Source organism: Lacunisphaera limnophila, from assembly GCF_001746835.1.
Lineage (GTDB): Bacteria > Verrucomicrobiota > Verrucomicrobiia > Opitutales > Opitutaceae > Lacunisphaera > Lacunisphaera limnophila.
Genome location: NZ_CP016094.1, coordinates 2,821,351 through 2,834,583, shown reverse-complemented (window position 1 = coordinate 2,834,583; position 13,233 = coordinate 2,821,351). Strand labels below are relative to the sequence as shown.

At 66.9% G+C, this 13,233-nt stretch carries 14 protein-coding genes; 8 read left to right on the top strand and 6 right to left on the bottom strand.

Annotation, left to right across the window (positions count from 1 at the left end):
* Positions 1–33 precede the first annotated feature (33 nt).
* The 3 genes from Verru16B_RS11880 (at position 34) to Verru16B_RS11870 (ending at position 1,025) form a co-directional block, all read left to right on the top strand.
* Positions 34–243, top strand: a complete 210-nt coding sequence (locus Verru16B_RS11880) for a hypothetical protein (protein WP_069962482.1) — start codon at positions 34–36, stop codon at positions 241–243.
* A 59-nt stretch (positions 244–302) separates the two neighbouring features.
* Positions 303–515 (top strand): hypothetical protein, encoded by a 213-nt coding sequence (locus Verru16B_RS11875; RefSeq protein ID WP_069962481.1) that lies wholly within the window; start codon positions 303–305, stop codon positions 513–515.
* A 123-nt stretch (positions 516–638) separates the two neighbouring features.
* Positions 639–1,025 carry a response regulator gene (locus Verru16B_RS11870; RefSeq protein ID WP_069962480.1) on the top strand — a complete coding sequence of 129 codons (387 nt, stop codon included), beginning with the start codon at positions 639–641 and terminating at the stop codon, positions 1,023–1,025.
* A gap of 34 nt (positions 1,026–1,059) precedes the next feature.
* Here the strand turns inward: Verru16B_RS11870 and Verru16B_RS11865 are convergent, their stop codons facing one another.
* Positions 1,060–1,257, bottom strand: coding sequence for a Thivi_2564 family membrane protein (locus Verru16B_RS11865; protein ID WP_069962479.1), 198 nt, complete (start codon positions 1,255–1,257; stop codon positions 1,060–1,062).
* A gap of 132 nt (positions 1,258–1,389) precedes the next feature.
* On the opposite strand from Verru16B_RS11865, the gene Verru16B_RS11860 reads away from it, so the two are divergent.
* The gene (locus Verru16B_RS11860; protein ID WP_069962478.1) at positions 1,390–2,736 is read left to right on the top strand and encodes a GntP family permease; all 1,347 of its coding nucleotides are present in this window, start codon (positions 1,390–1,392) and stop codon (positions 2,734–2,736) included.
* Between the two features lie 63 nt (positions 2,737–2,799).
* Positions 2,800–4,230 carry an MATE family efflux transporter gene (locus tag Verru16B_RS11855; RefSeq protein WP_069962477.1) on the top strand — a complete coding sequence of 477 codons (1,431 nt, stop codon included), beginning with the start codon at positions 2,800–2,802 and terminating at the stop codon, positions 4,228–4,230.
* 10 nt (positions 4,231–4,240) lie between these two features.
* Here Verru16B_RS11855 and Verru16B_RS11850 read toward each other — a convergent pair whose 3' ends face one another.
* Together Verru16B_RS11850 and Verru16B_RS11845 are read right to left on the bottom strand one after the other, a co-directional pair.
* On the bottom strand, positions 4,241–5,968 hold the full coding sequence (locus Verru16B_RS11850; RefSeq protein WP_083270312.1) for a M1 family metallopeptidase: 1,728 nt from the start codon (positions 5,966–5,968) through the stop codon (positions 4,241–4,243).
* A gap of 45 nt (positions 5,969–6,013) precedes the next feature.
* On the bottom strand, positions 6,014–6,250 hold the full coding sequence (locus Verru16B_RS11845; RefSeq protein ID WP_069962476.1) for a hypothetical protein: 237 nt from the start codon (positions 6,248–6,250) through the stop codon (positions 6,014–6,016).
* 97 nt (positions 6,251–6,347) lie between these two features.
* On the opposite strand from Verru16B_RS11845, the gene Verru16B_RS11840 reads away from it, so the two are divergent.
* Positions 6,348–6,842, top strand: a complete 495-nt coding sequence (locus Verru16B_RS11840) for an SHOCT domain-containing protein (RefSeq protein WP_157772391.1) — start codon at positions 6,348–6,350, stop codon at positions 6,840–6,842.
* A gap of 33 nt (positions 6,843–6,875) precedes the next feature.
* Here the strand turns inward: Verru16B_RS11840 and Verru16B_RS11835 are convergent, their stop codons facing one another.
* Positions 6,876–7,931 (bottom strand): glycoside hydrolase family 5 protein, encoded by a 1,056-nt coding sequence (locus tag Verru16B_RS11835; RefSeq protein ID WP_069962474.1) that lies wholly within the window; start codon positions 7,929–7,931, stop codon positions 6,876–6,878.
* A 110-nt stretch (positions 7,932–8,041) separates the two neighbouring features.
* On the bottom strand, positions 8,042–10,492 hold the full coding sequence (locus Verru16B_RS11830; RefSeq protein ID WP_069962473.1) for an ADOP family duplicated permease: 2,451 nt from the start codon (positions 10,490–10,492) through the stop codon (positions 8,042–8,044).
* 127 nt (positions 10,493–10,619) lie between these two features.
* On the opposite strand from Verru16B_RS11830, the gene Verru16B_RS11825 reads away from it, so the two are divergent.
* Entirely contained in the window at positions 10,620–11,453 is an 834-nt protein-coding gene (locus Verru16B_RS11825; protein ID WP_069962472.1) for an amidohydrolase family protein, read from the top strand.
* Positions 11,454–11,467: 14 nt separating this feature from the next.
* Entirely contained in the window at positions 11,468–12,421 is a 954-nt protein-coding gene (locus Verru16B_RS11820) for an aldo/keto reductase (protein ID WP_069962471.1), read from the top strand.
* A 12-nt stretch (positions 12,422–12,433) separates the two neighbouring features.
* Here Verru16B_RS11820 and Verru16B_RS11815 read toward each other — a convergent pair whose 3' ends face one another.
* The gene (locus tag Verru16B_RS11815; protein WP_069962470.1) at positions 12,434–13,216 is read right to left on the bottom strand and encodes an SDR family NAD(P)-dependent oxidoreductase; all 783 of its coding nucleotides are present in this window, start codon (positions 13,214–13,216) and stop codon (positions 12,434–12,436) included.
* Positions 13,217–13,233 lie beyond the last annotated feature (17 nt).

Here is a 13,233-nt window from a genome sequence, read left to right as displayed (position 1 = left end):
CAACTTTCCCCCGCCGCGCGGGGTTCTTAGGTCATGAAAGTCATCGGCATCTTCTTCCTCTGGTGTCTCCTCCTCGTAGTCTGCTGGCCCGTCGCCCTGCTGGCCTTGGTGCTGGCCCCGCTGGTCTGGCTCATCGCCCTGCCCTTCCGGCTGGTCGGCGTGTGTGTCGGGGCCACCTTCGCTTTCATCAAGGCGCTGCTCTTCCTCCCCGCCCGCCTGCTCGGCGGCCCGGCCAAGGCCTGAAGCCGGCGGAATGGTGACAAAATTCGGCGACCTTGGTCAGCCGGTGCTGTCCTTCAGGCATGAGCCAACCCTTCCCTCCCCGCGACGGCGGCCCCCACCTCGTTGACCACCACTCGCGCCAGCCCGCCTGGAAACGGATCCAGCGCAGCCCATTCTTCTGGATCGGGGCGGTCTTAATCGGTGTGGCCATGGTGGTCTACGTCATGACCAGCAACCTAGCCGTCACCCCCGACGGCCAGGCCCAACGCCCCGTCCCCGCCGTCGCGCCGTAAGAGTAATATGAAGAGTGAGCGATTCTTCCCGCGAATAACCCGGATCTAGGCGGCTGAGTCCCATCCGGCCTTGTTGCTCAGAATAGTGTTCATTCGTGACCAAATCTCGCTTCTCTTCGCTGCGTGCCCCGCCCCCTCATCCTCACCATCGATGATTCGAAGGCCCTGCGCCTGTTCATCGCCAAGGCCTTGGCGAATTTCCAGTGCGACACCGACGAGGCCAGCAACGGCTTCAACGCGTTCTTTGCGATCGAGCGCGCCCGGCCCGACCTCATCCTCCTCGACGTCCTCATGCCCGTGATGGAGGGCTGGGAAACGCTGCGGCGCCTGAAAGCGGCGCCGGAACTCGCGGACATTCCCGTCATCATGCTGACGTCGCCGGCCGACCGGCCGCTGATCGCCGAGCTGTTGACCATGGGCGCAGCCGGCACGGTGATGAAACCCTTCAACGAGGCCGCGTTGCTCGAGGCGATCAAACCGGTCCTCAAGCTGAAGCCAGCCAAACGCTAGCCGCGGGCCGCCGGGTGCGCTGACCCCGCGTGCCTCAGTTCACCTTCGGCATGCGGATGTCCCCGCCGCCGCTGATCACGCCGAAGCCATACAGCAGCCAGAGCACGACCACGATCACGACGACGGCGTTGAGGATGCTCTTGATGGTGGATTGCATCGGGATGTAGGCATTGATGAGCCAGAGAATGACACCGACGACCACCAGGGTGATAACGACATTGAGAAGAGGCATGCCCCACCCTACCTGATCGCGCCGTGGATCGATATGGAGTAAAACCCTCCCCGGGCAGCCGGAGGGCTCGTGGGTCTGGACCCAACCTTGGCTTGATCCCCGGGCGGACCTGGCCAATCGTCCGCGCACCCCATGGTTTCCGGCCCCCTGCTATTCGCTGTCCTCGCGCTGGGCATTGCCTTCATCGTTATCGCGACCACCCGGTGGAAGCTGCATCCCTTCCTGGCCCTGCTGGTCACCGCCTACGGGGTGGGCCTGGCGAGCGGTCTCGGCCCCGAGCAAGCGCTGACCGCCCTCACTGGCGGCTTCGGCCGCACCGTCGGCGCCATCGGGATTGTCATCAGTTGTGGCTGCATCATCGGCACCGCACTGGAGCGTAGCGGCGGCGCGCTCGTGCTGGCCAATGCGCTGCTTCGGGTCATCGGCGAGGGTCGCGCCCTGCTGGCGATGTCCTGCACGGGCGCGATCGTCTCTATTCCCGTGTTCTGCGACTCGGGCTACGTGATCCTCTCCCCGTTGAACCGCTCGCTGGCCCGGCGCACCGGCCAGTCCATGGCCGGCTTCGCCGTGGCCCTGAGCATGGGTCTTTACGCGACCCACTGCCTCGTGCCGCCCACCCCGGGTCCCATCGCGACCGCCGGTGAACTGCGCGCCGACCTCGGGCTGGTTATTCTCTATGGGCTGCTCATTGCGGTGCCGGTGGTTTTCGCCACCTACCTGTATGCCGGTCATGTCGGCAAAAACCTGCAGGTCGAGCCGCCCGCGCCCGGTCCCACCCCTTTCGCCTCCACGGTTCCGGCGCCCCCGGCCTTCGCCACGCTCGCGCCCATTCTCCTACCCGTGCTGCTCATCGCCGCCAAGTCGGTTGCCGATCTTCCCACGCGCCCCTCGGGCACTGGGGCCCTGCGCGACATCCTGGGCCTGATCGGCAATCCCAACAGCGCGCTCATCCTCGGCGTGTTCCTGACTTGGTTCGTCGTCCGCCGGCACGGTCGCGCCACTTTCGGCGACTGGAGCGGGGAAGGCCTGCGGGATGCCGGCACCATCATCCTGATCACCGCCGCGGGCGGAGCCTTCGGCGCGGTGCTGCGCGAAACCCCGCTGGCGAAGCTCGTCGGCGACGCCCTCGCCACGCTCTCCCTCGGCCGCTTCAACCTTGTGCTGCCCTTCATCGTCGCCGCAGGACTCAAAACCTCCATTGGCTCCTCCACCGTGGCGATGATCACCACCGCCTCGCTCGTCTCCCCGCTCCTGCCCGCCCTCGGCCTGTCGGCCGGCTTGGGTCCGGTGCTGGCCACCCTCGCGATCGCCGGCGGCTCGATGATGGTCTCTCACGTCAACGACAGCTTTTTCTGGGTGATCACCCAGATGTCTGGCCTGACCGTCCCTCAGGGGTATCGCGTGGTCACGGTCGCCTCCGGCATTGCCGGTCTCACCGCCCTGGCCGGGGTGCTCGTCCTGCATTTCATCCTGGCCTGAGTGAAACCTGTCCGCCGCGGGACGGCTGATTCGTAGCTTAGGTTCCGCCCCTCTTCCACGCCCATGTCCGACACCTCCTCCCCTCCCGCCGCCCCTGAAACCGGCGCGCCCGTCTCGTTTTGGACGGGCGTCTGGCAGGCCGTCAAAGGCACCCACAGCGATTTCACCACCCTGCCGCTCAACCGCGCCGTGCTCCTGCTCTCGGTGCCCATGGTGCTGGAAATGTCCATGGAATCGCTCTTCGCCGTGGTGGACGTCTTCTGGGTCTCGCGGCTGGGCAGCGACGCAGTGGCCGTCGTGGGCCTGACCGAGTCGGTCATGTCCCTGGTCTACGCCGTGGCCCTGGGCATTTCCTTCGCGGCCACCGCCATCGTCGCCCGCCGCATCGGCGAGAACAACCCGGCCCTCGCCGCCCAAGCCGCCGGCCAGATCCTCGTGCTCGGGTCGGGCGTGGCCGCCACCCTCGGCCTCGGGCTCGGCTGGTTCGCCCCCGACATCCTGCGCCTGATGGGCGCCACCCCGGAGATCGTGAGCCTCGGCTCGGGCTATGCCCGCGTCATGCTTGGCGGCAACATCACGGTCTTCCTGATTTTTCTGATCAACGCGATCTTCCGCGGCGCCGGCGACGCCGTCATCGCCATGCGCACCCTCTGGCTGGCGAACGCCCTGAACATCATCCTCGATCCATGCTTCATCTTCGGGTGGGGCCCGTTCCCCGAGATGGGGGTGGCCGGGGCGGCGGTCGCCACCAACATCGGCCGCGGGATCGGCGTGCTCTACCAGCTCTGGCACCTCACCGCCCGCGCGGGCCGCGTGAAGATCACCCTGCCCGACCTCCGGCCGCATCGCGAATCGCTGGTCACCATCCTGCGGACGTCCGGCCACGGCATCGCGCAGATGCTCATCGCCACGACCAGCTGGGTCGGTCTCTTCAAGATCCTCGCCACCTTCGGCAGCCCCGTGCTTGCCGCTTATACCATCGCCATCCGGGTGGTGATCTTCGCCCTCATGCCGGCCTGGGGCCTGGCCAACGCGGGCGCCACCCTCGTCGGACAGAATCTCGGCGCCGGCCGCCCCGATCGCGCCGAGGAGGCGGTACGCATCGCGACGCGCTACAACGTGATCTTCCTCGGGGCCGTCGGCCTCGTCTTCATCGTCTTCAGCCGGTTCATCGTCGGCCTCTTCACCACCGACCCGGCCGTGTTCCCCGAGGCGGTGCGGGCGCTCTGGATCATCAGCCTCGCCTTCCCGCTCTACGCCGCGGGCATGTGCCTCGAGGCGACCTTCAACGGCTCGGGCGACACTTGGACCCCCACCCGGCTTAACTTCTTTTGCCTCTGGCTCGGCCAGGTCCCGCTCGCCTGGGTGCTCGCCGGTCCCGCCGCTCTCGGGCCGCTCGGGGTCTACATCGCGGTCCCGGTCTCCTTCACGGCGCTGACCGTCTGGAGCGCCGTGCTCTTCCGGCGCGGCAAATGGAAGGAACAGAAGGTCTGAGCCGGGGGCATCAGCGCGGTGGCATGACGTCCATGAGCCGCGTTTCCTTCAGGATCCAGAGGTTGGGATCTAGCTTGGCCTTGCCGTAGCGAGCCGCGTCCAACTCGGCGCGGCCGCCGGGCATTTCAATTCGCTCGAGGCGGCCGTCCACCTCGACCTCCACCGGCATGGGGAACGGATAACCCTCCGGCGTTTCCCAGCGGAGCACCACCTTGTCGACCTCGATCTCCGCGACCAGCTTCGGCAGCTTCGGTTGGTACAGATAGAAATTGAAAAACCAACCGAGGTCGCGGCCCGTGACCGTGTTCGCCGTGCGGATGAAATCCTCGCTCGTGACGATGCGGCACGCACTGCCATCGGTTGAGCGCGCGGCGGCCTCGGTCGGGTAGGCAAAGCGGCGCAGCACTTCCCCGGCCTGGTCCCGGCCCACGAGGTAGCGCAGCATGTGGACGATCCACGAACCCTTCATGTAGACCTCGTTGCCCAGCGTGTCGGACATCTTGACCATCGAAGAGGTGCCGGCGGGGACCATCGGGTGCTCGTTCTTGATGCGGCGCCGGCTATCGTACATCGCGTGGTGGTAGGCCATCGCGCCCTCCCGTTCCTCGGCGTAGAGCGCCTGCATGTAGGTGCACAGGCCCTCGTGGATCCAGAAATCGCGCCAGTCGGCGACCGCCACGAGATTGGCCCACCATTCGTGGCCGAGTTCATGGTGGTGCAGCCAGTCGTAGCCATGCGTGCCGCCCTTGTACTTGTTGCCGTAGGCGATGATCGACTGGTGCTCCATGCCCAGGTGCGGGGTCTCGGCCACGCCGTATTTCTCGCCGCGGAACGGATAGGGCCCGAGCGTGCGCTCGTAGAAATTCAGGTGGGCGATGAACTCGGGGAGGATTTTCTCCCCCTCGGCTCGGTTCTCCGGCAGCACCCAGTAGGTCACGGGCACCGTCTCACCGGCCACGCTCTTGTAATCGGCGGTGACGGTCTCGTAAGGCGCGATGTTCAGGGCGACGCCATAGTTGTTGATCGGGTAGTCCGTGTGCCAGTGGTAGGTGCGGGTGCCGTCGCCGTGCGGCACGACCTCGACCAGCCGGCCGTTGGCGGCCACCACCAGCGGCTCCGGCACGCGGATGCGCAGGGTGAAGGCGTCGGGCTTCTCGGAGGGATGATCCTTGCACGGCCACCAGAGGTCGGCGCCCTCGCCCTGGCAGGCGGTGGCAATCCACGGCTGCCCGTCCTTGGTCTTGGCCCACACGAAGCTGCCGTCCCAGGGTGCGCGCACGGCCTCGCGCGGCGCCCCCGCGTAGTCGATCGCCGCCTTCAGGGTGATGCCGGCTGCGCGGGTCCGCCCGAGGGCGATCCACAAGCGCGGCCCCCGGTGCTCAAAAATCGCCGCGGCGGCCGGGCCCTCGCCCTCGCTCAGCCGCACGGCACTGACCTTCAACCGCGGATCCAAATCTACGACCAACCAGTCCAGGGCCGAAAGCACGGCGACCGTCAGCGTCCCCGTGCCGGCAATGGTCTTTTTCTCCGGGAACACCTGCAACGCCACCTCGACATGCCGCACATCGTAGGCCGCCTGCTCCGGGAGGAGTTCGAGGCCCGAATCCTCGCTGGCCGTGCGTGGGACCTTGGCGGCCTTGTCGGCCGAGGCGCCCTGAGGAGTCTGGCAACCGGCCAGCAGCAGCAGGCTGAGCCCGAGGGAAAGGGCGCGCCCAAGACCAGAAACACGCGATGTCATGCCCCGGGATACCCCACCCGAATCATGAGTCAACGGCCGGCCGGACTAACAATTGCGGACAAATTCGCCAATGAACCGGTCGGTGTTCTTGCCCGAGACCTGCGCGTCGATGTCCCGCCGCAGGCCGTGGATGCGCTCGGTTAGTTTCACCGTGACGCCCAGACGATGGGCCAGCCCGCGGATGGTCTGGGCCTTGGTCTTCTGCCAGCGCCAGCAGGTCAGACCGATGCAGATGGTCTTCGTGCCAGCGGGAATAACGTCCGGGGTAGTCGGTTGCTCCATGGCCCCAAGTGAAGCCTAAACGGTGCCAAGCAGGGTGCCATTCCCTGTCATGTTGACCAAACTTGACCTCCCCGGACGACCCTCCGAGCTTTTCGGCATGCGTACCCCACCCTTGCCCCGGTTTGTGGCCTTGATTTTGCTCGGCCTGCTCACCCCCGCCCTCCACGCCGCCTCCGAGTCCAAGCTCGAGAACCTCGGCGACGGCACCTACGCCATCACCCGCCGGGCCACCACGGGATTTGACCGCGACGTGACGAAATTCCGACGCGAGGCGGAGGGTGACGTCCAGGCCTACTGCGCGCAGCAGGACAAGGTGGCCAAGATCGTTTCCGTGCGGACCGACCGGCCGCGCTTCGGCAGCGGCTTCGCCTCCGCCCGGATCGTCTTCAAGCCCCTTACCGCCGGCGACCCCGAACTGGCCGCACCGGCCACCCCACCGCCCGCCCTCACCGGTGCGCCCGCGGTCCTGCCCACCGCGCCGGGCGACTATTACACGGAGTTGCTGAAGCTCGATGACCTGCGCAAGCGCGGCATCCTCTCGGACAAGGAATTCGAGGCCCAGAAAAAGAAGATCCTGAAGAAGAAGGACTGAGTCCCGCCGGAAGCGGGACTCGCCCTGGCCCGGTCACTTGTTCAGCTGCTGCATCTTGTCGCGGAAGAATTTCCCCTGCCGGGTGGGGGTGTAATCCCAGTCGGCGATCAGGTTGGGCGTCCACTGGGCGTCAAAGACCCAGGGCGTCCAGGAGATGCCGCGCTTCTCGAAGAAGGCAATGATGGCCTCGCCGTATTTCTCGTCGCCGATCACCGGTACGTGCGACCCGCGCTCGCCTTCCTGCATGAACCCGAACTCGGTGGCGACAATCGGGTACTTGTCCGCCACCTGCCCCCAATCGCGCTGCCAGTTGGTTTCCCAGTCTTCGCGTCGTTTTTGCGGATAAGGATGGGTCACATAGGCGACGTTGGGCGCGCGCACCGGGTCGTAGCGGACCTGCGAAAGGTCGTAACCCCAGTTGAAGCCGGCCACGAGCACGATGGCCCGCGGATTGATGGTCTGGACCATGGCCGTCAGTTCCTCGATCAGGCGGCGGTAATCCCCCCAGGGCATCGGACCCATGTTGCCGTCGCGGTTGGTCGGTTCGTTGTAGAGCTCGTACATCGCCACCACCGGGTTGTTCTTGTAGCGCTCGGCGATGGTGTACCAGAAACGAAAAGTCTCGTCGCGCGAGGTCACGTACATCGGCAGGTGATAGACGCCCGTCAGCATGTTGCCGATGGTGTGCCAGTCGATGATCACATACATCCCGAGCTCGCCTGACCACTGCACGGCCTGGTCCAGCAGCTTCAGGTATTCCGCCTCGCCCAGGTTGCGCCAGTCACGCGGATGCACAGGTATGCGCACGACGTTGGCGTGCCATTTCTTCGCCTCTTCAAAATAACGCCGGCCCCACTGGCCCTTTTTCACCAGTTCCGCCGGGTCCGAGGTCGCCAGGCCGCGAAACACCACCGTCTCCCCCTGCGGGTTGACGAAGCGGTTGCCCGCCACGGCGATCACCGGCAGCGACGCCTTCACCGTGGCCTCCGTCGGCGGCGCGCTGAACGGCACCACCGCCGTCTGGGCCCAGGCCGGCAAAGACAGGAAGAAACTGAGGACGAGGCACCAGGGGGTAGAAACAGGTTTCATGCGGATCCCACCTAGAGCGGTCTTCCGGCGCGGCGCAACCCCGCACCGACGCGCCCCAAAAAACGCGCCAGGCCCCCAAAGATCCGCCCGGTCAGGTTGCCGGCCCGGCCTCAATCATCGCGGAGCGCCTCGATCGGCGACACGCGAGAGGCCCGGTGCGAAGGCAGGAAAGTGGCCAGCAGGACCACGGTTACCATCACGACCGCGGTCACGGCCAGGACGCCCGGATGCACCGATCCGACGCCGAAGAGCATCGTTTGCATGGCCCGGCCCGCACCCCAGGCCCCGAGGATGCCGAGGCTGATCCCGGCCAGCAGAAGCTTGGCCCCCAGCCCGAGGAACTGCGCCCGCACCTGGCCGGGCAGCGCGCCCAGCGCCATGCGCACGCCGATCTCGCGCCGCCGTTGGTTCACCGCATAGGCCAGCACACCGTAGGTCCCGACCGCCGCCAGCAACAGGGCCACCGCGGCAAAGATGCCGGCCAGCAGCGCCGGCGAACGGCGTGCCACCATGCTCTCGTCGATCCAGGTCTGCATGGGCTTGAGCTCATCGACCGGCAACTCGGGGTCGAGCTTGAGCACGACCTTCTGGAGCATGGGCGCCAGCGCCGTCGGCTCCATCGCGGTGCGCAGGACGACGGTGAAGCCGTTGGGCGTGTAATTCGCCTTCATCGGAAAATAGATCCCACCCTGCGCGGCCGTCTCGGCCAACTCCCTCTGCTTCACGCTGCCAACCACACCGACGATCGTGAACGCCTCCTTCTCATCGAACTTGGGATTGCTGGAGATGCGCCGGCCCAGCGCACTCTGGCCCGGCCAGTAACGCCGGGCGAAGTCCTGGTCGACCAGACAGACCCGCAGATCGCGGTGGTTATCCGCGTCCTCCAGATAGCGGCCCTCGAGCAGCGGGATACCCATGGCCTGCCAGTATTCCCCGGCCGCCGGGGACATGTAGTGCGCGCGCACAGTCTCCGCCGCCGCCGGATCCTGGCCCTCGATCGACGTGGCGCTGTTGTTGATGTTGCCGCCCATGGGCAGGCCAGCCACGAGGCCGGCGGACAGCACGCCGGGCTGGACGCGCAGCTCCGCGAGCAGCCGCTCCATGAAGGCCAGGCGCGGCTCGTTCTCCGGATACCCCTTCCACGGCAGAGCGATGTTACCGGTGAGGACCTGTTCCGGACGGAATCCCGGGGAAGTGCCGATCAGCTTCTGCAGGCTGAGGCCGAGCATGCCCGCCCCGCTAAGCAGCACGAAGGCCAGCGCGACTTGGGCGATCGTGAAGCCGTGACGCAACCGCTGCGCCGCCCGGCTGACCGTGCCGCCGCGCGACTCGGTCTGCAGCACCACCGCGAGCCGGGAGTGCAGGCTGAACCAGATGATCGGCAGGGACAGGAGGAGGCCGAGCAGCAGCGATCCTCCCAGCGAGATGAGCGCGAGCCGGGCATCAAAGGTGATGTTCGCCCCGAGGGGCAGCTGGTCCGTGCCAAGGGTTCCGAGCAGACGGACCCCGACCGCGCCAAGTACGAGGCCCAGCAGGCCGCCGCCGAGCGCCAGCAACACCGTTTCAAAGGCCACTTCCCCCGCGATGTGGCCGCTCCCCGCCCCCAGCGCCTGGCGCACCGCCAGCTCCTTCGTGCGGCCGCTGGCGCGGATGAGCAGCAGGTTGATCAAATTCACCCCGCCGATCAGCAGCAGGAAAAAGACGCCGCCCTGCAGGAGCAGCAGCACCGGCTTGATTTCGCGGACGGTGTCCGCATGCAGCGCATAGACGTCCGTCCGGAAGCGCGCGCCCTTCAGCAGGCTGGCGAAGGGGTCGTCGGCAATCTGTTGCGCGTTGAGGGCGTTGATCTGTTCCTGGGCCACCTCCAGGCTGACCCCGGGGGCGAGCCGGGCGACCTGCTGCATGTTGTTCGAATGCCGGCGGTCCGGCTTGCGATCATCGTCACTGGACGCGAGGGGGACGAAAAACTGCGCCTCACTCGAGAGATAGCGGAAGCCCGGGGGCAACACGCCAATGACCGTGACGGGCAGCGAGTCCACGATCAGCGTCTTCCCGAGCACCTCGGGGTCCGCGTTGAACTGGCTCCGCCAGAAGGCGTCGGTCAGGATCATGCGGGCGCTGTCCTTGTAGAACATCTCCTCCTCCGTGAAAGTACGGCCCATGGCGAGCGGCACGCCGAGGGTGGCGAAAAACTCGGGCGTCACGCGGTCGCGCGAGACGCGCCGCGGGTTGCCGGTCCCGCCGATGATGGCGTTGCCACCCTGCCAGGCGGAGGTCGAGGCGAAGGCTTTGATCGCCTCCTTCCGGTCATAGTAGTTCGGCAAGGACGACCCCGCGCGCTCGACGCCGGCCCCGGGATAGGCGTTCACCGCCGTCACCAGCCGGTCGGGCTCGGGATAGGGCAGCGCCCGCACCAGCACCGCATCGACCACGGCATAGATGGCGACATTGGCGCCGATACAAAGCGCCAGCGTCAGCAAAACGGTCAGCGTGAAGCCACGCTCGCGGACGAGCCGGCGCAGGATCTGCCGAAAATCGGCGAAGGGGATCAGGGGGTGCACGGCGTTAGAACCCGGGAATAAGGCTGACGGTTACAGATATTCCGACCGTTCTAATGAAAGCCAAGGACCGCGTTTGACTCCCCCCTGCGCCCGACCACGGTGCCACCACCCCCCGCCGCCCCCGTCCATGCGTTTCATCGATGCCCATATGCACTTCTGGGACCAGGCGGTCCTCCAGCCCTACACCTGGCTGCATGAGGTGCCTTCGATCGCCCATGCGCATGGACCGCAAACGCTTGTGAACGAGGCCGCGGACGATTTGCCCGCGAAGATCGTTTTCGTCGAGTGCGGGGCGCCCTGGCTGGACGAGGTGCACTGGGTCGAGCGCCTGGCCGCCCAGGAACCACGGCTGGCGGGCATCGTCGCCAAGATTGCCATCGACGCCGGGGCCCGGACGACCGCCGACCTCGCCGAGCTGCGCCGACACCCCCTGGTCCGCGGCGTGCGCCATCATTTTGAGCACGCCTCCCTCGATTACTGCGCGCGCCCGGAATTCATCGCCGGGGTGCGCCAGCTCCCCGCCGCTGGTCTGAGCTTCGATATCTGCTGCAAACACCCGCAGCTGCCCGCCGTGATCGAACTGGTCCGCCAGTGCCCGGAGGTGACCTTCATTCTCGACCACGGCGGCAAACCGGGCCTCCGCGCCGGCCTCCTCCATCCCTGGCGCGATCACATCCGCACGCTCGCCGGTTTTCCGAATCTCGTCTGCAAGCTTTCCGGCCTCGTCACCGAGGCCGATCACGACAACTGGACGCCCGCTCAGCTGCAGCCCTACGTCACGCATCTGCTTGAGACGTTCGGCCCCTCGCGCCTGCTCTTCGGCGGCGACTGGCCCGTGGCCAAACTGGCTTGCGGCTACGTGCGATGGCTGGAACTGGCCCGGCACTTTGTCGCCCATCTCAGCCCGGCCGAGCAGACCGCCCTCTTCCACGACAACGCCGCGCGGATCTACCGGATTTGAAACCCAACCCTGCCATGCCCACCCTGCCCACCCGCCCCTTCGGCCGGACCGGAGAATCCCTGCCGGCCCTCGGGCTCGGTGGCGGTTTTGTTGGTTTTGCCGGCTTCGACCGGTCCGTCGAGACCGTGCGGCACGCCCTCGGACTCGGCGTCCGCTATTTCGACACGTCGGTGATGTATCGCTCAGGCGCTTCCCAAGCCATCCTCGGCGAGGCGCTCGCCGCGCCGGCGGCGCCGCACTATCTCGCCACGAAGATTGGTTATTTTCGCGAGGCCCGGCACTTCCGCTCGGTCGAGGCGATGCATGTCCAACTGCGCGAGAACCTGCGCCTGCTCCGCCGCGACTCCGTGGACCTGCTGCAGGTGCACGAGGCCGACTGGGACAACTGGTGGAGCGATCGCTCCGACGTCCGCCCCGGCCGGCTGCTTGATCCGGAGGCCAGCCTCAACTTCGCCCACGCCCCCGTCATCCAATTCCTGCGCGAGGCCAAGGCCCGCGGCCTGTGCCGCCACATCGGCGTCACCGGCAACCACGCGCGCCACCTCGGCCGCGTCCTCCAGGAGGTCGACGGCCTCGACGCTGTCCTCGTCGCCTACAATTACACGCCGCTCAACGTCACCGCACGCGAACACATCCTGCCCGTCGCCACCGCCAAGGGTCTGGCCGTGATTGTGGCGGGGCTTTTCACCTTCGTGCACACTCTCCCCGAGGGCTGGGCCACCGAGGGCAGTTACCTCGGCCCGCGCTCCGACGCTCAGCTCGCCGCCCTGCAAAAACTGCAGCGTGAATCCGGCCTGCCGATGGCCGAACTCGCCCTGCGCTTTGTCGCCGCCGACGAGCGCCTCAGCACCGTGCTTGCCGGAGCCTGTCAACCGGCCGAGGTTGACCAAAACGTGGCCTCCTTCCGCCGCGGCCCCCTGCCCGCCGACCTGCACGCTGCCGTCGAGGCCATCGCCCGGCAGTTTTGATCCCGCCCGCGGTCAGCGCGCGGCATAGCTGGCCGGCCAATTCGGCACAGAGAACGCGCCGCCATCCACGAACAGCGTCTGGCCCGTGATAAAATCCGCCTCCGCCGTCGCCAGGAAATGCACGGCCTTGGCCACATCCACAGTCGTCCCCACCCGGCGCAGGGGCGTGATCTCACCCCAATGCTTCGCGTAGTCGGGCGCCTCCGTCTTCGTGCGCTCGTGTTCGATCGCCCCCGGGGCCACGCAGTTCACCCGGATGCCGTGCGGCCCGAGCTCCAGCGCCGACACCTTCGTGAATTGCTCGATGCCGCCCTTCGACGCGGTGTAGTCCACCAGCCGGGGAAAGGCGATCTGGTTGCACGCCGAGCCGATGTTGATGATCGCCCCCCGGATTCCGTGCTGGATCATCCGTTGCGCCGCCCGCTGGGTGTTCAGAAAACAGCCCTTCAGATTCGTCCGGATCACGCGGTCCCAATCCGCCTCGGCCAGCTCGAGCAACGGCGCCCAGGTCTGGATGCCGGCATTGTTCACCAAGACATCCGGCGCCCGGCCGAAGGCGTTTTCGACCGACGCATAAAAAGCCCAAACGTCGTCCTTCACCCCGACATCGCCTCGCACGGACAAAGTTCGCCGCCCCACCGCCCGGATGAGGTTCTCCGTCTCGACGGCGTCCGCCTGTTCCCCCAGATGCGAAAACGCCACATCCCAACCGTGTCGGGCCAGCGTGACGGCGATCTCCCGGCCGATGCCTGCACTCGCTCCCGTTACCACCGCCAGTTTGGTCGAATCGCTCATGACTCATCCATGGCAGC

Bases quoted from the DNA above. Each gene is read 5' to 3' on its own strand.
- Verru16B_RS11880 (WP_069962482.1), top strand. From the start codon at position 34: ATGAAAGTCATCGGCATCTTCTTCCTCTGGTGTCTCCTCCTCGTAGTC.
- Verru16B_RS11875 (WP_069962481.1), top strand. From the start codon at position 303: ATGAGCCAACCCTTCCCTCCCCGCGACGGCGGCCCCCACCTCGTTGAC.
- Verru16B_RS11865 (WP_069962479.1), bottom strand. From the start codon at position 1,257: ATGCCTCTTCTCAATGTCGTTATCACCCTGGTGGTCGTCGGTGTCATT.
- Verru16B_RS11860 (WP_069962478.1), top strand. From the start codon at position 1,390: ATGGTTTCCGGCCCCCTGCTATTCGCTGTCCTCGCGCTGGGCATTGCC.
- Verru16B_RS11855 (WP_069962477.1), top strand. From the start codon at position 2,800: ATGTCCGACACCTCCTCCCCTCCCGCCGCCCCTGAAACCGGCGCGCCC.
- Verru16B_RS11850 (WP_083270312.1), bottom strand. From the start codon at position 5,968: ATGACATCGCGTGTTTCTGGTCTTGGGCGCGCCCTTTCCCTCGGGCTC.
- Verru16B_RS11845 (WP_069962476.1), bottom strand. From the start codon at position 6,250: ATGGAGCAACCGACTACCCCGGACGTTATTCCCGCTGGCACGAAGACC.
- Verru16B_RS11840 (WP_157772391.1), top strand. From the start codon at position 6,348: ATGCGTACCCCACCCTTGCCCCGGTTTGTGGCCTTGATTTTGCTCGGC.
- Verru16B_RS11835 (WP_069962474.1), bottom strand. From the start codon at position 7,931: ATGAAACCTGTTTCTACCCCCTGGTGCCTCGTCCTCAGTTTCTTCCTG.
- Verru16B_RS11825 (WP_069962472.1), top strand. From the start codon at position 10,620: ATGCGTTTCATCGATGCCCATATGCACTTCTGGGACCAGGCGGTCCTC.
- Verru16B_RS11820 (WP_069962471.1), top strand. From the start codon at position 11,468: ATGCCCACCCTGCCCACCCGCCCCTTCGGCCGGACCGGAGAATCCCTG.
- Verru16B_RS11815 (WP_069962470.1), bottom strand. From the start codon at position 13,216: ATGAGCGATTCGACCAAACTGGCGGTGGTAACGGGAGCGAGTGCAGGC.